General features: G+C 58.5%; 18 protein-coding genes. 16 read left to right on the top strand and 2 right to left on the bottom strand.

Features of this window, described 5'->3' with window-relative positions:
- Window positions 1–16: 16 nt before the first annotated feature.
- Window positions 17–247, bottom strand: coding sequence for a DUF2842 domain-containing protein (locus ACSQ13_RS03165; RefSeq protein ID WP_176248470.1), 231 nt, complete (start codon window positions 245–247; stop codon window positions 17–19).
- Window positions 248–308: 61 nt separating this feature from the next.
- Window positions 309–1,601, bottom strand: a complete 1,293-nt coding sequence (locus tag ACSQ13_RS03160) for an adenylosuccinate synthase (protein WP_176248471.1) — start codon at window positions 1,599–1,601, stop codon at window positions 309–311.
- 194 nt (window positions 1,602–1,795) lie between these two features.
- Between ACSQ13_RS03160 and ACSQ13_RS03155 the strand changes: the two genes are divergently transcribed.
- The 16 genes from ACSQ13_RS03155 to ACSQ13_RS03080 all read left to right on the top strand — a co-directional run bounded on the left by ACSQ13_RS03155 (window position 1,796) and on the right by ACSQ13_RS03080 (window position 16,247).
- Window positions 1,796–2,191, top strand: a complete 396-nt coding sequence (locus tag ACSQ13_RS03155; RefSeq protein ID WP_176248472.1) for a DUF6524 family protein — start codon at window positions 1,796–1,798, stop codon at window positions 2,189–2,191.
- A 156-nt stretch (window positions 2,192–2,347) separates the two neighbouring features.
- Window positions 2,348–2,707, top strand: a complete 360-nt coding sequence (gene secG / locus ACSQ13_RS03150) for a preprotein translocase subunit SecG (RefSeq protein WP_176248473.1) — start codon at window positions 2,348–2,350, stop codon at window positions 2,705–2,707.
- A gap of 178 nt (window positions 2,708–2,885) precedes the next feature.
- Window positions 2,886–4,535 carry a CTP synthase gene (locus tag ACSQ13_RS03145; RefSeq protein WP_295509612.1) on the top strand — a complete coding sequence of 550 codons (1,650 nt, stop codon included), beginning with the start codon at window positions 2,886–2,888 and terminating at the stop codon, window positions 4,533–4,535.
- Between the two features lie 21 nt (window positions 4,536–4,556).
- Window positions 4,557–5,339 (top strand): 23S rRNA (adenine(2030)-N(6))-methyltransferase RlmJ, encoded by a 783-nt coding sequence (rlmJ, locus tag ACSQ13_RS03140; protein ID WP_176248475.1) that lies wholly within the window; start codon window positions 4,557–4,559, stop codon window positions 5,337–5,339.
- 9 nt (window positions 5,340–5,348) lie between these two features.
- Window positions 5,349–5,642 (top strand): DUF1330 domain-containing protein, encoded by a 294-nt coding sequence (locus ACSQ13_RS03135; protein ID WP_176248476.1) that lies wholly within the window; start codon window positions 5,349–5,351, stop codon window positions 5,640–5,642.
- A 106-nt stretch (window positions 5,643–5,748) separates the two neighbouring features.
- Complete coding sequence (locus tag ACSQ13_RS03130) at window positions 5,749–6,186, top strand: TerB family tellurite resistance protein (RefSeq protein WP_176248477.1); 438 nt, start codon at window positions 5,749–5,751, stop codon at window positions 6,184–6,186.
- A 37-nt stretch (window positions 6,187–6,223) separates the two neighbouring features.
- Window positions 6,224–6,664 carry a TerB family tellurite resistance protein gene (locus ACSQ13_RS03125; RefSeq protein WP_176248478.1) on the top strand — a complete coding sequence of 147 codons (441 nt, stop codon included), beginning with the start codon at window positions 6,224–6,226 and terminating at the stop codon, window positions 6,662–6,664.
- Between the two features lie 124 nt (window positions 6,665–6,788).
- Window positions 6,789–7,565, top strand: a complete 777-nt coding sequence (locus ACSQ13_RS03120; RefSeq protein ID WP_217902969.1) for an ABC transporter ATP-binding protein — start codon at window positions 6,789–6,791, stop codon at window positions 7,563–7,565.
- Between the two features lie 29 nt (window positions 7,566–7,594).
- Window positions 7,595–8,329 carry a transporter substrate-binding domain-containing protein gene (locus ACSQ13_RS03115; protein ID WP_176248479.1) on the top strand — a complete coding sequence of 245 codons (735 nt, stop codon included), beginning with the start codon at window positions 7,595–7,597 and terminating at the stop codon, window positions 8,327–8,329.
- Window positions 8,330–8,501: 172 nt separating this feature from the next.
- Window positions 8,502–9,308, top strand: coding sequence for an ABC transporter permease (locus ACSQ13_RS03110; protein ID WP_255200086.1), 807 nt, complete (start codon window positions 8,502–8,504; stop codon window positions 9,306–9,308).
- The gene (locus ACSQ13_RS03105) at window positions 9,305–10,111 is read left to right on the top strand and encodes an ABC transporter permease (RefSeq protein WP_295509605.1); all 807 of its coding nucleotides are present in this window, start codon (window positions 9,305–9,307) and stop codon (window positions 10,109–10,111) included. Before ACSQ13_RS03110 ends, ACSQ13_RS03105 begins: the two co-directional genes overlap by 4 nt.
- A 98-nt stretch (window positions 10,112–10,209) precedes the next feature.
- Window positions 10,210–11,544: a glutamine synthetase family protein gene (locus ACSQ13_RS03100; protein ID WP_176248481.1), complete on the top strand. Its 1,335-nt coding sequence runs from the start codon at window positions 10,210–10,212 to the stop codon at window positions 11,542–11,544.
- Between the two features lie 10 nt (window positions 11,545–11,554).
- Window positions 11,555–12,235, top strand: a complete 681-nt coding sequence (locus ACSQ13_RS03095) for a type 1 glutamine amidotransferase (RefSeq protein ID WP_295509602.1) — start codon at window positions 11,555–11,557, stop codon at window positions 12,233–12,235.
- Window positions 12,235–13,593, top strand: a complete 1,359-nt coding sequence (locus ACSQ13_RS03090; protein WP_176248483.1) for a glutamine synthetase family protein — start codon at window positions 12,235–12,237, stop codon at window positions 13,591–13,593. Before ACSQ13_RS03095 ends, ACSQ13_RS03090 begins: the two co-directional genes overlap by 1 nt.
- A gap of 75 nt (window positions 13,594–13,668) precedes the next feature.
- Window positions 13,669–14,973 (top strand): NAD(P)/FAD-dependent oxidoreductase, encoded by a 1,305-nt coding sequence (locus ACSQ13_RS03085; protein ID WP_176248484.1) that lies wholly within the window; start codon window positions 13,669–13,671, stop codon window positions 14,971–14,973.
- Window positions 14,974–15,068: 95 nt separating this feature from the next.
- On the top strand, window positions 15,069–16,247 hold the full coding sequence (locus ACSQ13_RS03080; RefSeq protein WP_295509598.1) for a DegT/DnrJ/EryC1/StrS family aminotransferase: 1,179 nt from the start codon (window positions 15,069–15,071) through the stop codon (window positions 16,245–16,247).
- The last annotated feature ends 11 nt before the right edge of the window (window positions 16,248–16,258 follow it).

The raw sequence follows: 16,258 nt of genomic DNA, 5'->3' as shown, positions 1-16,258 counted from the left end.
GATGTGGGGCCGTTTTCTATTTCGGGGTGTCGGCTTTTTGCGGGTCTTCCTGGCCGACCCCCTTGAACACAAACTTGAACGGTATCGCCCAAATGATGCCCAGCCCGACATAGACCACAAGCTCGATCCAGAAAGGCGGCCTGTCAAACAACGCAATCACCGCGACAGCCGCGATGATGTAGGCGGGCAATCCGATCAATAGAATGACCAGCGACCACCTGCGTCGCGCCTTGTAACTCAATGCCATTGTCACTCTCCTGTTGCGGTGCGCATCCCTTCAGGTGATGTCGCACCGCCCAAAGTCAAACCTAATCGGCAAAGGGATCCGTAACCAGAATCGTGTCTTCCCGTTCGGGCGAGGTCGACAGCAAGGCAACGGGGCAGCCAATCAACTCTTCGACGCGCCGCACGTATTTGATCGCATTGGCGGGAAGATCAGCCCAGCTTCGCGCCCCTTCGGTCGATTCGGACCAGCCGGGCATTTCCTCGTAAATCGGGGTGCAGCGGGCCTGCTGGTCTGCCGCCGTTGGCAGATACTCAAGCGTCGCACCGTCCAGCTCATACCCCGTACAGATCTTGAGCGTCTCGAACCCGTCAAGCACGTCCAGCTTGGTGAAGGCGATGCCGTTCACACCGGATGTGGCACAGGTCTGGCGTACCAGTACTGCGTCAAACCAACCACAGCGGCGCTTGCGCCCGGTCACGGTGCCAAATTCATGGCCCCGCTCGCCCAAACGCTGCCCGTCCGCATCATGCAGCTCTGCCGGAAACGGCCCTTCGCCAACGCGGGTGGTATAGGCCTTAACAATTCCAAGGACAAAATCGATGGACCCTGGCCCTATTCCCGTGCCCGTCGCGGCCTGACCGGCAATCACATTCGATGACGTAACAAAGGGATAGGTGCCAAAATCGATATCAAGCAACGCACCTTGCGCGCCCTCGAACAAAATCCGTTTCCCGGCTTTGCGCTGCTCGTTGAGCACTTTCCACACAGGGGCCGCATATTCCAACACCGATGGCGCGATCTCGCGCAGGGCCGCCAGCAAGGCATCCCGGTCAATCGGCTCAAGCCCCAGCCCGCGGCGCAACGCATCATGATGCACCAGGGCACGGTCAACACGTAGCTCAAGCGTGGCATCATCCGCCAGATCCGCAACCCGAACCGACCGACGACCTACCTTATCCTCATAAGCCGGCCCAATACCGCGACCCGTTGTGCCGATCTTGGCAACGCTGGTCTGATCTTCGCGCGCGCGATCAAGTTCGCCGTGAATAGGCAGGATCAACGGCGTATTTTCCGCAATCATCAAGGTTTCAGGGGTGATCGTCACACCCTGCTCGCGCAGAATCGCAATCTCCTTGACCAGATGCCAAGGGTCCAGAACGACACCATTGCCGATCACCGACAACTTGCCCCCGCGCACAATGCCCGATGGCAACAAGCTCAGCTTAAAGACCTTACCGTCAATAACCAGCGTGTGCCCGGCATTATGCCCGCCCTGAAAGCGCGCGATCACATCGGCCCGCTCGCTCAACCAGTCGACAATTTTGCCTTTTCCCTCATCGCCCCACTGAGCGCCTACGACAACAACATTGGCCATGATGATATTCCTTTAACGGTGCAAACCCGCGTCGGTATAGCCGCGCCAGCATGGAACCGAAACTGCAAAATGACATCTTCGCTTCTCTGGCTCATAAATATCCTCGCCGAAGGCGAATTCTTTCGAAGCTCCCATAGACTTTTATGCCTTCGGCGAGGATATTTGGAAGCCAGAGAAGCAAGGGAACAAATTGAATGGGTTTTATCATCAGATGGCTCTGCGCCTATGCGCTTCTCGCAATCACCTTCAACCCGACCGACTATAACTACATCAATTGGGTGCGCGATTACGGGCATATGAACATGTCTATCGCAGTACTGCTGGGTCTGCTTCTTTTCATCGGATATGTCATCTATCTGCGCGCCACCCTTCGGTCCATCGGCGGGCTTGGCATGATCTTGGTGCTGGCGGTCGTGGCCGCCGGGCTCTGGGTCCTATTCGATTACGGGGTGCTCAGGCTCGACAACTCCGACTTCAATGTCTGGCTGGGGCTGCTGGCGCTCAGCTTTGTGCTGGGCATCGGACTGAGCTGGAGCATCGTGCGCCGCGCGGTGTCAGGCCAGGCAGATGTCGACGACGTCGAAGACTGAATAGGCGGGATGGCGGGCGGCGCGTCTTGGCCGCTGGGCCAAGCGCGCCGATGCCATCCGGAGCGCCTTGAGCCGCGCAAGGGGCAATCGTTACTTGCCCCCATGGTCAAACATGCCTAGATACCTCCAAAGTTCAAACCAAAGCCGTAGGTATTCATGGAAAACGTTGTCCTGATCGTCCATCTCATTCTGGCCCTCGGCCTGATCGCCGTTGTCTTGCTACAGCGGTCAGAAGGCGGCGGCCTTGGTATGGGCGGCGGCGGCGGCGGTGCCGTATCCGGCCGGTCCGCGGCGACTGCCATGGGCAAGATCACATGGGTGCTGGCCACTCTTTTCATCATCACGTCGATCACCCTGACCATCATTGCCGCGGAGAAATCCGCCGGATCGTCGGTTATTGATCGTTTGGGTGCCGCACCGGCTGCACAGAACGACGCACCGGCCTTGCCAGAAGGCGACAGCCTGCTGCCGCCGACACCTGCCGATAACACGCCACAGGTTCCGACAGCGGATTAATCAATCCCTACAACAGCTTGAGGCAAGGCCAAGTTTCGTAACAGGATGTTGCGACTTGGCCTTGCCTTACCGATCCTAAATCTGTTAGCCTTAAGTCCCGTGGTGCTGCGGTTTTACGCAGCTCATTTGGCTGGCTTTTGCCACATCAAATTTGAACTTCACGGGGGTCTTCGATCACATGGCACGCTATATCTTCATCACCGGCGGTGTGGTTTCCAGCCTGGGCAAGGGTCTGGCATCTGCCGCCTTGGGGGCATTGCTGCAAGCGCGGGGATTTTCGGTACGTCTGCGCAAGCTGGACCCTTACCTGAACGTCGATCCCGGCACGATGTCGCCTTTTGAACATGGCGAAGTCTTCGTGACAGATGACGGCGCTGAAACCGACCTTGATCTGGGCCATTACGAACGGTTCACCGGTGTGGCCGCGCGCAAGACGGATTCGATCAGTTCAGGCCGTGTCTATTCCACGGTTCTGGAAAAGGAGCGTCGCGGCGACTATCTGGGCAAAACCATTCAGGTGATCCCGCATGTCACCAATGAGATCAAAGATTTCCTGCATATCGGCGATGACGAGGTTGATTTCATGCTCTGTGAAATCGGCGGTACAGTGGGCGATATCGAAGGCCTGCCGTTCTTTGAGGCGATCCGCCAGTTCAGCCACGACAAGCCGCGCGGGCAATGCATTTTCATGCACCTGACGTTGCTGCCCTATCTGGCTGCCAGCGGAGAGTTGAAGACAAAGCCGACCCAGCACTCGGTCAAGGAATTGCAAAGCATCGGCATCGCGCCTGATATTCTGGTCTGCCGGTCCGAGCATCCGATCCCCGAAAAAGAGCGCGAAAAGATCGCCCTGTTCTGTAACGTGCGCAAAGAAGCCGTTGTTGCCGCATATGATCTGAAAACCATCTATGATGCGCCGCTGGCCTATCACGCCCAAGGTCTGGATCAGGCCGTGCTGGACGCGTTCCAGATTTCGCCCGCACCAAAACCCGATCTGGCTGTCTGGCGCGATGTGTCTGACCGTGTGCACAACCCCGAAGGCGAGGTCCGCGTGGCCATCGTCGGGAAATACACCCAGCTTGAAGACGCCTATAAATCCATCGCCGAGGCATTGACCCACGGTGGCATGGCCAACCGCGTCAAGGTCAAGGTCGAATGGGTCGATGCAGAAGTATTCGACAAAGCCGAAGATGTTGGCCCGCATCTGGAAGGATACCATGCGATCCTTGTGCCCGGCGGGTTTGGCGAACGCGGCACCGAAGGCAAGATCAAAGCCGCGCAATATGCGCGCGAACACAAGGTCCCCTATCTGGGCATCTGTCTGGGCATGCAAATGGCCGTGATCGAAGCGGCGCGTAACGTGGCCGGTCTGGCCACTGCCGGTTCCGAAGAATTCGATCACGAATCCTCGGGCAAAAAGCGTTTTGAACCGGTTGTTTACCACCTCAAGGAATGGGTGCAGGGCAATCACAAGGTCGAACGCAAAGTCGGCGATGACAAGGGCGGCACCATGCGTTTGGGTGCCTATAACGCGACGCTGAAAGAAGGGTCACATGTGGCCCAGATTTACGGCAAGACGTCGATTGATGAACGCCACCGTCACCGCTACGAGGTCGACACGGCCTACCGCGAGAAGCTCGAGAAAGTCGGCATGACTTTTTCGGGCATGTCCCCGGATGGCAAGCTGCCCGAGATCGTTGAATGGGCGGATCACCCGTGGTTCATCGGCGTGCAATTCCACCCCGAACTCAAGTCCAAGCCCTTTGATCCGCACCCGTTGTTCAAGGATTTCATCCGCGCGGCCAAGGAAATGTCCCGGCTCGTCTAATCTCGAAAAAGGCGGCCGAATATGCTAAGTTACCAACATATCTACCATGCGGGCAATTTGGCCGATGTTCACAAACACAGCCTTTTGGCGTGGATGTTGGGCTATATGACCCGCAAGGACAAACCGCTGACCTATATGGAAACCCATGCGGGTCGCGCGCTTTACGACCTGTCGGATGCGCCCGCCCTCAAGACCGGCGAGGCGGTGCAGGGCATCGGGCGCGCCCGCGGCTGGTTCGGCAAGGATCATCGCTATACCCGTGTGCTGGATGCTGTCGCACAGGATCACGGCCCCGATTCCTATCCCGGATCGCCCCTGATCGCGGCGAAATTGCTGCGCGAGACCGACAACATCCATCTGGCCGAACTGCATCCCGGTGAATTCAGCGCGCTTGATCTTGCGATGTCGCCTTTCAACGTCAAATGCCACTACCGCGACGGGTTCGACATGGCCTTTGCGTTGACGCCCCCGACCCCGCGGCGCGGATTGATGCTGATTGACCCCAGTTTCGAGATCAAGACCGACTATGTCGATATCCCCCGCCACATTGGCAAGCTGGCCAAGGCGTGGAACGTCGGAGTGATTGCGCTTTGGTACCCGATCCTGACCTCCAAGCTGCACCAGCCCATGCTCAGCGCGCTGATGGGCGCGCATCCTGATGCCTTGCGCCACGAAGTCGGCTTTGCCCCTGCCCGTCCGGGGCATGGCATGATCGGATCGGGAATGTTCGTGATAAACCCGCCCTATGGTCTGAAGGAAGAAGCCGCTAAGCTGGCCGGGAAATTCAAATCCCTTCCAAGATAAGGAATCACCATGCCCAAAGGTTACTGGATCGCCAATGTAGACGTGCATGACGCGGCTGTTTACGACAAATACCGCGCTGCAAATGCGAAACCCTTTGCCGATTACGGTGCCAAGTTTCTGGTGCGCGGTGCCACTGCGGATGTGCGCGAAGGCACGTCGCGGCCCCGTATCGTTGTGGTCGAATTCCCCAGCCTTGCCGATGCAATCGCCTGCTATGAAAGCGCCGGTTATCAGGCGGCCAAAGACATCCGCGCAAGCGTGTCGGACGGCACCTTGGTCATCATCGAAGGCTATGCACCCTAAGGGTTGCGTCCTTTATACATCAGTCTTTCTGCATCGCTGATTCTTGCGGAACAGATCGGCAGAATCAGTGTTAAATACCCTGAACGAAACCACCTAGTGAGCACTCATGTTCGAACGCCTGTTCCCACGTCGCAAACCTGATCCCAAACCCCTGCCCCAACCCACGCCGCAACTGGCATTGGGGGCGCTTTTGGTGCGTGTGGCCTTTGCCGACAAAAGCTACCGGGCAGCCGAAGTAAGCCAGATCGACCGTATCCTTGGGCGCACGTTCAACCTCAAGCCGCTGGATGCCGCCAAACTGCGCGCCACCTGCGAAGCGTTGGAACGTCATGCCCCCGGCACACCGGAATTCGCCACCATCCTGCGCGAGGAAGTGCCCTATGCCGACCGCAAGGCGCTTGGCGATGCGATGTGGTCTGTGGCATTGGCGGATGGCGGCCGCGACGAAGACGAAGAAATCCAGCTGCTTGCCATTGAAACAGCGCTTGGGCTGACGGATCAGGACATGGCAGCCGCCCGCGAAAACGCGCTCAAGGCATTGTAAGCTTGGCCTTTGTTGGCGGCGGCTTTATATCACCCTCATGTTTGCAGATTTCCTAAAACGGCTGACACAGCCCGAACCCGCCCAAATGCCCGATGCCGATGCGCGTCTGGCCCTGACCGCCCTTTTGGTCCGCATTGCCAAGTCCGACAATGACTATGCCCCGGCTGAAAAGGCGCGTATCGACCAGATCACCGCCAACCGCTATGGCCTGACCCCGGCTGATGCCGAAGCCCTGCGCGCCCGGGCCGAAGTGCTCGAGACCGAAGCCCCCGATACCGTCCGCTTTACCCGCGCCATCAAGGATGCCGTCCCCTATGACGCGCGCCTTGGCGTGATCGAGACGCTATGGGCGGTCGTGCTGGCCGACGGCACACGCTCTGACGAGGAAAACGCCCTGCTGCGATTGGTGACAAACCTGCTGGGTGTGACCGACACGGACAGCGCGATGGCCCGCCAGCGGATCGAAGACCGCGGCTAGTTTGCACAAGCCTTTGGCTTTACGCATGGTCAACGCCGTTTATTTAGGCAAAAACCAAGTTCCGGATTGCAAATTCCCCCCGGAATAACCTTTAATCGCTCAACCAGCGCAACAAGGATGCCTCGTGACACAACAGCCCCCTGTGATTGAGATCAGAAACCTTCACAAAGCCTACGGCGCTTTGGAGGTCTTGAAAGGTGTGTCGATGACGGCACCCAAAGGGCATGTGATTTCACTGATCGGCTCGTCCGGTTCTGGCAAATCGACGCTGCTGCGCTGCTGCAACCTGCTGGAAGACAGCCAGCAAGGGGATCTGATCTTTAACGGGGAACCGGTGAAGTGGAAGGGCGATGCGCATAACCGCCGCCCCGCCGATCCCAAACAGGTGCTGCGCATCCGCACGAACCTGTCGATGGTGTTTCAGCAGTTCAATCTGTGGGCCCATATGACGATTCTGCAAAACGTGATGGAGGCCCCGCTGACGGTGTTGCGCCGGGACCGCGACGAGGTCGAAAAATCGGCCCGTGCCTATCTGGACAAGGTCGGCATCGGCGACAAATGCGATGTCTATCCCGCCCAGCTTTCCGGTGGCCAGCAACAACGTGCCGCCATCGCCCGCGCCCTGTGCATGGAACCGGAGGCCCTGCTGTTCGACGAACCCACGTCGGCACTGGACCCCGAGCTGGAGCAGGAAGTGATCAAAGTGATCAAAGATCTGGCAGCCGAAGGGCGTACCATGCTGATCGTGACCCATGACATGAATCTGGCCGCCGATGTGTCCGACCATGTCGTGTTCCTGCATCAGGGCCTGATCGAAGAACAAGGGGCACCGGACCAGCTGTTCGGCGCACCCAAATCGGAACGTCTGCGTGGGTTCCTGTCACCGGGCCACGTGTCGTAAATTGAACGAGTAAGTTGGGAGACTTCAAAATGAAAAAACTACTGTTGGCGACAGCCGCCCTCGCGCTGAGCACCGGTTTCGCAATGGCCGACGCCCATGGCAAAACCATCCGCATGGGAACCGAGGGGGCCTACCCTCCCTATAACTTCCTGAACGATGCCGGCGAAGTTGACGGTTTCGAGCGCGAAGTCGGCGACGAACTGTGCGCCCGCGCCGAGCTGACCTGCGAATGGGTCACAAACGAATGGGACAGCATCATCCCGAACCTCACATCCGGCAACTATGACACCATCATCGCCGGCATGAGCATCACAGACGCCCGCGAAGAAGTCATTGATTTCACGCAGAACTACTTCCCGCCAGCGGCATCCGCCTATGCGGCGAAATCGGCTGACGCGGACATCGCAGGTGGCGTTGTTGCTGCACAAACCAGCACAATCCAAGCCGGCCACGTTGCCGAATCCGGTGCCACATTGCTGGAATTCGCAACCTATGACGAAACCGTTGCAGCCGTGAACAATGGCGAAGCCGACGCTGTTTTCGCTGACAAGGACGCTTTGGCACCGACTGTCGAAGAATCCGCAGGTGCGCTGATGTTTGTTGGCGATGACGTGCCTTTGGGCGGCGGTATCGGCCTTGGCCTGCGCGAAAGCGACACCGAGCTGAAAGACAAGTTTAACGCGGCCATCCAGTCCATGAAGGACGACGGCAGCCTGAACAAGCTGATCATCAAATGGTTTGGCGAAGGCGCGAAAACATTCTGATTTCAGAATTCTGATCCTATGGGGGGCGGCGTCACACCCGCCCCTTATCCAAAACCAAGACGCCATCTAACGGCGCAACCTTTTGGGACATTTCGTTATTTTTGCCTGCACCGATCCACAAACGCTTTCTGGCCTGTCCTGGCTGACCTGCTACCTGACCACGGGTAAGCATCTGGCGTTCTATGGGGCGTTCGGCACCGTGCTTTTGCTGCTGGCCGTGACGGCCCCTGCGGCGATGGCCTTTGGCTTTGGCGGGGCGATGGCCGCGCGGTCGCGGATTTTGCCGCTGTCATGGCTGGGCCGTGGCTATATCGCCATCGTGCGCGGCGTGCCCGACATTGCCTTCTTTCTTTTCTTTGTGATCGCGCTGGATCAGGGCATCGAATACCTGCGTCACAAGATCAAATGCCCCGACTGGGACGAACCGCTGCGCCAGGGCAGTGATTTCATTGTCTGTCAGGCGGCCAAGATGCCCTTGGGCAATTCCCCGCAATGGATCCACGAAGCCTATGGGTTTTCGCTGGCCGTGCTGACCTTTGCCATCGTGTTCGGGGCGTTTTCGGCCAATGTGCTTTACGGGGCCATGCGCGCCGTACCACATGCCCAGCTTGAGACAGCCGAGGCTTACGGCATGTCGCCCCGCCAGACCTTCTGGCGCGTGTTGGTGCCGCAAATGTGGGTCTATGCCCTGCCCGGTTTGGGCAACCTGTGGATGGTGCTGATCAAGGCGACGCCGCTGTTGTTCCTGCTGGGCGTCGAAGACATCGTCTATTGGGCGCGTGAACTGGGCGGGGCGAAAACGCCACGCTTTACCGACTTTCCGCACCCCGACTGGCGCATGTGGTATTTTCTGGCGCTGCTGGTATTTTACCTGTGCTTCACCCGTGTCTCCGAAATCGTGCTGGACCGCATCATGCGCCGGTTGACGCGCGGCCAGGCCACAGCCGGTGGCGAAGCCCAGCGAAAGGCACTGACATGAGCTGCTGGGAAACCGTTCAGGCTTACGGCCTCCGCTCTCTGGGAATCGGCGAACGCTTGCTGCCGCGAAATGACTTTACCTTGTGTGAACAGTTCACCCTGATCGGGTCGGGCATGATCTGGAACGTCTATTTCGGGCTTTTCGCGCTGGTGTCCGGCTTTATGCTGGCAACCGCCCTTGCCGTGGCCAAGGCAAATCCGAACCCGTGGCTGCGCAAACCGGCGGAATGGTTCATCTTTATCTTTCGCGGCTCGCCGCTGTTCATCCAGTTCTTCTTTGGCTACTTCCTGTTTCTCAGCCTGAAATCCGTGCATCCGTTTTTTGACGCCTTCACCTCGGCTTGGCTGGGCGCGCTGGTGGTCTTGTTCTTTAACACCTCCGCCTATTCCGCCGAGATTTTCTATGGCGCGCTGCACTCCATTCCCAAGGGCGATACCGAAGCCGCCGATGCCTATGGCATGTCGGGCTGGCCGCGTTTCAAGCGGGTGATCTGGCCCACGATGCTGCGGCTGGCATGGCCCGCCTATACAAACGAAGCGATTTTCCTGTTTCACGCGACCACATTGGTGTTCTTTACCGGCTTTCCCGCACTGCAACAGCGCGGCGATGCGCTGTATTATGCCAGCTATTTTGCCGACAAAACGTTCAACCCCTTTGTGCCCTATCCGATTTTAGCGATGTATTTCATCATGTTGACGCTGGTTATCATCGGCGTCTTCGGGCTGATCAACCGCCGGCTGAACAAACACCTGCCGCAAAATCAAATTCGGAAAATTCGCTTGCGTCCCAATCTGATACGGTAGTATCAATCTTTTGATCAAATTATTTGGCGCGTGGGCGTCAATCCCGGTTTTCGACCTTCGAAAAACCCGTTTCATGCCCGCCGCTTACAAGGTGTGTTATGAAAAACTGGCTCCGCAAACATCCTCAGGTCCGCACAATCCGTGTGGCCGCCGCCGACCTGAACGGTCAGGCCCGTGGTAAACGTATCCCCACACGCTTTGCCGATAAGGTCGTCGAAGACGGCACGCGCTTTCCCATGTCTGTCCTCAACCTTGATATCTGGGGCGAAGACATCGACGACAGCCCGCTGGTGTTTGAAAGCGGCGATGCCGATGGCGTATTGTTCCCGACCGAGCGCGGTTTTTTGCCGATGCCATGGCTTGATGCGCCATCAGCCCTGTTGCCGATCTGGATGTTTCACGAGGATGGCCGCCCCTATGCCGGTGACCCGCGCCATGCCTTGCGCGCCGTTGTGGAACGTTTCAAAGACCGCGGCCTGACCCCTGTCTGCGCGGTCGAGCTTGAATTCTTTCTGATCGACGATTCGGGCCGCAAATTGCAGGTGCCAATGTCACCGCGATCCGGCAAACGCCGCAAGGCCGCCGAAACCCTGTCGATCCGCGCGCTGGACCAGTTCGATGAATTCTTCACCGATCTGTATGATGCTTGCGAAGAAATGGATATTCCCGCCGATACCGCCATTTCCGAGGCCGGCTTGGGCCAGTTCGAAATCAACCTGATGCATTGCGATGATGCCCTGCGCGCCGCCGATGATGCGTGGTTCTTCAAGATGCTGGTCAAAGGCCTTGCCCGCCGCCACGGCTTTGCCGCCAGCTTTATGGCGAAGCCCTATGAGGATTATCCCGGCTCCGGCCTGCACACGCATTTTTCGGTGCTCGACAAGAACGGCAACAACATCTTTGACGATGGCGGCCCTGACGGCACGGCCATCATGCGCCACGCCATTGCAGGGTGCATGAATGCGATGGCCGGATCGTCGCTGGTTTTTGCGCCCCACGCCAACAGCTTTGACCGGATGGTGCCGGGTGCCCATGCGCCCACAGGTATTTCATGGGCCTATGAAAACCGCACGTCCTCTATTCGTGTGCCTTCGGGCAGCCACAAGGCACGGCGGATCGAACATCGCGTATCGGGCGGCGATGTGAACCCCTATCTGATGTTGGCCGCCGTCTTGGGGGCCGCGATAAACGGGATCGAAGACGCGATTGATCCGCCGCCCCCGATTACCGGCAACGCCTATGCCGCCAACCTGCCCCAGATTCCCGGCGACTGGAAAACCGCAATCGATAAATTCGAAGCCTCGCCCGAGGTCGCGCGGATTTTCGCGCCCGAACTGATCCGCAACTTTGTCCTGACGAAACGCCAAGAACTCCATTATATGCAAGAGCTTACCCCACAAGAACAGGTCGAGATATATCTCGACACCGTATAAGGGCACCGTGATGAAAATCGGCATACTTCAAACCGGCCATTCCCCCGACAACATGAAAGACCAGTTGGGCGACTACGGTGAAATGTTCACCAAACTGCTGGGCGGGCATGATTTCGACTTTCAGATCTGGTCGGTCGTCGATGGCGAGTTTCCGGATTCTGCGGTGGATGCAGACGGGTGGTTGATCACCGGGTCCAAATTCGGAGCCTATGAGGATCACGACTGGATTCCGCCACTAGAACAGCTGATCCTTGCCATTCGCGACGCCGGTCGCCCGCTGGTCGGCATCTGCTTTGGCCACCAGATCATTGCGCAGGCCCTTGGCGGCAAGGTCGAAAAATTCGCGGGCGGCTGGTCTGTCGGGCGCACCGAATACACCGTGAACGGTCAACCCATGGCCCTGAACGCATGGCATCAGGATCAGGTCACCGCCCTGCCCCAAGGGGCGCAGGTCGTGGGATCATCCGAGTTTTGCGCCAATGCGGCACTGCTGTATGATGACCAGATCTGGACGATCCAGCCCCACCCCGAATTCAACGCCGATTTCATCGACGGGCTGATCCGCACCCGCGGTAAAGGTGTGGTTCCCGACGCGCAACTGTCAGCCGCGGCCACGCGACTGGATGCCCCCACGAATAACGCGGATATCGCGAAACATATTGCCGAATTCTTCAAAAAAGAGAGACCATAATGTCCGACTGGATTGACGACCTTCCCCAAGCCGCCCGAGAGTATCTGGAAGGCAAACGACTGGATGAGGTGGAATGCATCATCCCCGATCTGCCCGGTATCGCGCGCGGCAAAGCCGTGCCTGCCAAGAAATTCGAACGGCAGGAATATTTCCACCTGCCCGACAGCATCTTTTACCAGACCATCACCGGTGAATGGGGCGAAGCGGCAGGGGCCGAAGGGTTCATCGAAAAAGACATGATCCTGCGCCCTGATATGTCGACCGCCACTGCCGCACCGTGGACAGCCGACTGGACGCTTCAGGTGATCCATGACGCCTATGACCGCGATGGCAATGTGGTGGAATATTCCCCGCGCAATGTGCTCAAACGCGTGGTTGACCTCTATCACAAGCAAGGCTGGGACCCCATTGTCGCCCCCGAGATGGAGTTCTTTCTGGTTGCCCGCAATCTGGACCCGGCCCATGCGATCAAACCGATGATGGGCCGCTCTGGCCGCCCCGCTGCGGCGCGTCAGGCCTATTCGATGACCGCCGTTGACGAATTCGGGCCGGTGATCGACGACATCTATGACTTTGCCGAAGCCCAAGGGTTTGAGATCGACGGCATCACGCAGGAAGGCGGTGCCGGCCAGCTTGAGATCAACCTGATCCACGGCGACCCCGTGCGGCTGGCGGATGAAGTGTTCTATTTCAAACGTCTGATCCGCGAAGCCGCCCTGCGTCACGATTGCTATGCCACCTTTATGGCCAAACCGATCGAAGACGAACCCGGCAGCGCCATGCATATGCACCATTCGGTGCTGGACATCGAAACCGGCCAGAATATCTTTTCGGATTCGAACGGGGATGAAACGGAAGCGTTTTACCACTTCATCGCCGGTATGCAGAACCACATGCCCGATGCGCTGGCCGTGCTGGCCCCTTATGTGAACAGCTATCGCCGCTACGTCAAAGACCACGCCGCCCCGATCAATCTGGAGTGGGGCCGCGACAACCGCACCACCGGCATTCGCGTCCCGCTGTCCAAACCTTCGTCGCGCCGGGTTGAAAACCGTCTGGCCGGCATGGATTGCAACCCCTATCTGGGCATCGCGGCATCCTTGGCCTGTGGCTATCTGGGCCTGATGGAAAAGAAGCAACCCAGACCGGAATTCAAGGGCGACGCCTATGAAGGCGACGGTGACATCCCGCAGGTTTTGGGATCGGCGCTGGATTTGTTCGAGGAAGCCACCGAGATGCACAAGGTTCTGGGCCCTGATTTCGCCCGGGTCTATGCCATCGTCAAACGCGCCGAATACGATGAATTCCTGCAAGTCATTTCCCCGTGGGAACGCGAGCACCTATTGATGAACGTTTGATCCGGTCGCCGGTGGCGGATGCCTTCGGCGAGGATTTAAAACCATTTGGAAGCGGGGGAAGGAGCCCTTTTTACAATGAACCTGCTTTATGCGAATGATAGAAAAGCCGCCTATCCTGACAGCTGGTACGCGGCCACGGCCACGCCCTTGCAACAGTTCCCCCCCCTAAAAGGGGCAACCAAGGCAGATGTTTGCGTTGTGGGGGCCGGCTATACCGGCCTGTCTGCGGCGCTGTATCTGGCCCAAGCGGGGCGCGACGTGGTTTTACTGGATGCCCAGCGGGTGGGTTTCGGTGCGTCCGGGCGCAACGGCGGGCAGTTGGGCAGCGGCCAGCGGGTTGAGCAAGACACGCTGGAAAAGATGCTGGGCATTGATCATGCGAAAAAGCTGTGGGACTTGGGCGAAGATGCCAAGGCCTTGGTCAAGGGCCTGATTGCCGAGCATGACATCGATTGCCATCTGAAACCCGGTGTCGCCTGGACCGCATCCACCGCCAGCGACCTGCGCCATTTGCACGACTATGCGGACCATCTGCGAAACCACTATGGCTATGACCAGATCGAGGTCTTGGACCGTGCCGCCCTGCAATCGGTCTGCCCTTCGCCCGATTACAAGGGGGGCATCCTGGATATGGGGGCCGCCCATCTGCATCCGCTCAACCTTGCCCTGGGGTTGGCACGGGCCGCGCAAAAGGCGGGCGTACGGATCTATGAAGGCTCTGCAGTGCACCACATCAAGGAAGGCGCAAAGGTCACGGTTCAGACCGATGGCGGGCAGGTCCTGGCTGACCATGTGGTATTGGCGTGCAACGGCTATCTGGGCGGATTGAACCGCAAGGTCGCTGCCCGCGTGATGCCGATCAACAATTTCATCGCCGCCACCGAACCGCTTGGCGACCGGGTGCGCGATGTGTTGCCCCGCGACGTCGCCGTGGCTGACAGCCGTTTTGTGGTGAATTACTTCAGGCTCAGCCACGACGGGCGGCTGCTGTTTGGCGGCGGCGAAAGCTATGGCTACAAATTCCCCAGCGACATCGCAGCCAAAGTCCGCAAACCGATGTCGGTCGTGTTCCCCCAGCTCAAAGACGTGGCAATAGATTATGCGTGGGGCGGTACCCTTGCCATTACCATGAAACGGCTGCCCTATCTTGCGCGCGTGGCACCGAACATCCTGTCAGCGTCGGGCTATTCCGGCCACGGGGTCGGGACGGCAACCCACGCAGGGCAACTGATGGCGCAGGCCATAATGGGCGACAGTGACGGGTTCGATGTGATGGGCACGATCCCCACCACCCCCTTCCCCGGCGGTGCCGCACTGCGCACACCTTTGCTGACACTGGCGATGACCTGGTACAGCTTGCGCGATAAACTGGGCCTCTAGTCACAAATGTTTAACACGGCCCCTTCCTGAATTCGCTTGGCCTGAGGGCAGGCTTGTTTTACAATTCTGAAAACAAGTATTCAGGATTTTGAAATATGAGCCTGCCAGACATGCACCGCGCCGAAGCCATCCCGCAAGAGGCCCGCGCCGAAATCGAACGGCTTTTGCAAACCGGCGATCTGTTTCGCTATACTGCAGCCGCCGACGCACCTGTGTCCCTGCTCGAGGCAGAATTCGCCCAGATGATGGGCAGCCGCTACGCCCTTGCAGTCTCCTCCTGCTCGGCCGCGCTTTTCCTGTCGCTGATGGCGCTGGATCTGCCGAAAGATGCTCGGGTTCTGATCCCGGGCTTCACCTTCGCGGCGGTGCCCTCATCGGTGATCCATGCCAACTGCCAGCCGGTCCTATGCGAAGTCGGCGATAACTACCGCATTGATATCAAAGACTTCGAAGCCAAGCTGCCCTCGGTTGATGCCGTCATCATCAGCCATATGCGCGGCCATACCTCCGACATGGACGCAATCATGGCGCTGTGTGACGCGGCAAACATCCCGGTGATCGAAGACGCGGCCCATTCGCTCGGCACGCTATGGCACGGCCAGAAAATCGGCATGATCGGCAAGATCGGCTGCTTCTCCTTCCAGTCCTACAAAATGGTCAACGCCGGCGAAGGCGGGATCATGATCACCGATGATGCCGACCTGATCGCACGCGCGATTATCATGTCCGGTGCCTATGAACATAACTGGAAGAAACACCAAGGCATCGCTGACGCCTGCGACCGCTGGCAAAACAAACTGCCGCTCTACAATCTGCGGCTCAACAACCTGTCCGCAGCCCTTGTGCGCCCGCAACTTGCGCAATTGCCACGCCGCGTTGCCGACGGTCTGCGCAACCACGACTATGTCGCAGCCAAACTGAACGCCTCCCCCCATATCAATGTCCCTGCCCCGCTGGCCCCGGAAACCCGCGCACCTGACTCGATCCAGTTCAATATGGTCGGGCTGGACGATGACACCATCCGCGCCTTTGCCGCCGCCAGTGCTGCGGCAGGTGTCAAAGTGCAGGTCTTTGGCCAAAGCACCGATAACGCCCGCGCCTTCTGGAACTGGCAATTCATCGAAAACCTGCCAGAGCTTCCACAGACCCGTAAAATGCTGATGGCCGCCTGCGACGTCCGCCTGCCCGTCCAACTCACCCAGAACGATCTTGATGCGGTGATCGACGTTCTTCTGGGCGCGCTTCAAACCGCCACAGGTACCCAAGCCGCTTGAACACGGCCTTT

The organism is Sulfitobacter sp. SH22 (assembly GCF_965641905.1).
Taxonomy (GTDB): Bacteria; Pseudomonadota; Alphaproteobacteria; order Rhodobacterales; family Rhodobacteraceae; genus Sulfitobacter.
The sequence above is the reverse complement of the archived record's forward strand: the minus strand, read 5'-3'. Positions and strand labels throughout refer to the sequence as shown.

Coding starts and splice junctions, on each gene's coding strand:
- ACSQ13_RS03165 (WP_176248470.1), bottom strand. CDS start 247: ATGGCATTGAGTTACAAGGCGCGACGCAGGTGGTCGCTGGTCATTCTA.
- ACSQ13_RS03160 (WP_176248471.1), bottom strand. CDS start 1,601: ATGGCCAATGTTGTTGTCGTAGGCGCTCAGTGGGGCGATGAGGGAAAA.
- ACSQ13_RS03155 (WP_176248472.1), top strand. CDS start 1,796: ATGGGTTTTATCATCAGATGGCTCTGCGCCTATGCGCTTCTCGCAATC.
- secG (WP_176248473.1), top strand. CDS start 2,348: ATGGAAAACGTTGTCCTGATCGTCCATCTCATTCTGGCCCTCGGCCTG.
- ACSQ13_RS03145 (WP_295509612.1), top strand. CDS start 2,886: ATGGCACGCTATATCTTCATCACCGGCGGTGTGGTTTCCAGCCTGGGC.
- rlmJ (WP_176248475.1), top strand. CDS start 4,557: ATGCTAAGTTACCAACATATCTACCATGCGGGCAATTTGGCCGATGTT.
- ACSQ13_RS03135 (WP_176248476.1), top strand. CDS start 5,349: ATGCCCAAAGGTTACTGGATCGCCAATGTAGACGTGCATGACGCGGCT.
- ACSQ13_RS03130 (WP_176248477.1), top strand. CDS start 5,749: ATGTTCGAACGCCTGTTCCCACGTCGCAAACCTGATCCCAAACCCCTG.
- ACSQ13_RS03125 (WP_176248478.1), top strand. CDS start 6,224: ATGTTTGCAGATTTCCTAAAACGGCTGACACAGCCCGAACCCGCCCAA.
- ACSQ13_RS03115 (WP_176248479.1), top strand. CDS start 7,595: ATGAAAAAACTACTGTTGGCGACAGCCGCCCTCGCGCTGAGCACCGGT.
- ACSQ13_RS03105 (WP_295509605.1), top strand. CDS start 9,305: ATGAGCTGCTGGGAAACCGTTCAGGCTTACGGCCTCCGCTCTCTGGGA.
- ACSQ13_RS03100 (WP_176248481.1), top strand. CDS start 10,210: ATGAAAAACTGGCTCCGCAAACATCCTCAGGTCCGCACAATCCGTGTG.
- ACSQ13_RS03095 (WP_295509602.1), top strand. CDS start 11,555: ATGAAAATCGGCATACTTCAAACCGGCCATTCCCCCGACAACATGAAA.
- ACSQ13_RS03090 (WP_176248483.1), top strand. CDS start 12,235: ATGTCCGACTGGATTGACGACCTTCCCCAAGCCGCCCGAGAGTATCTG.
- ACSQ13_RS03085 (WP_176248484.1), top strand. CDS start 13,669: ATGAACCTGCTTTATGCGAATGATAGAAAAGCCGCCTATCCTGACAGC.
- ACSQ13_RS03080 (WP_295509598.1), top strand. CDS start 15,069: ATGAGCCTGCCAGACATGCACCGCGCCGAAGCCATCCCGCAAGAGGCC.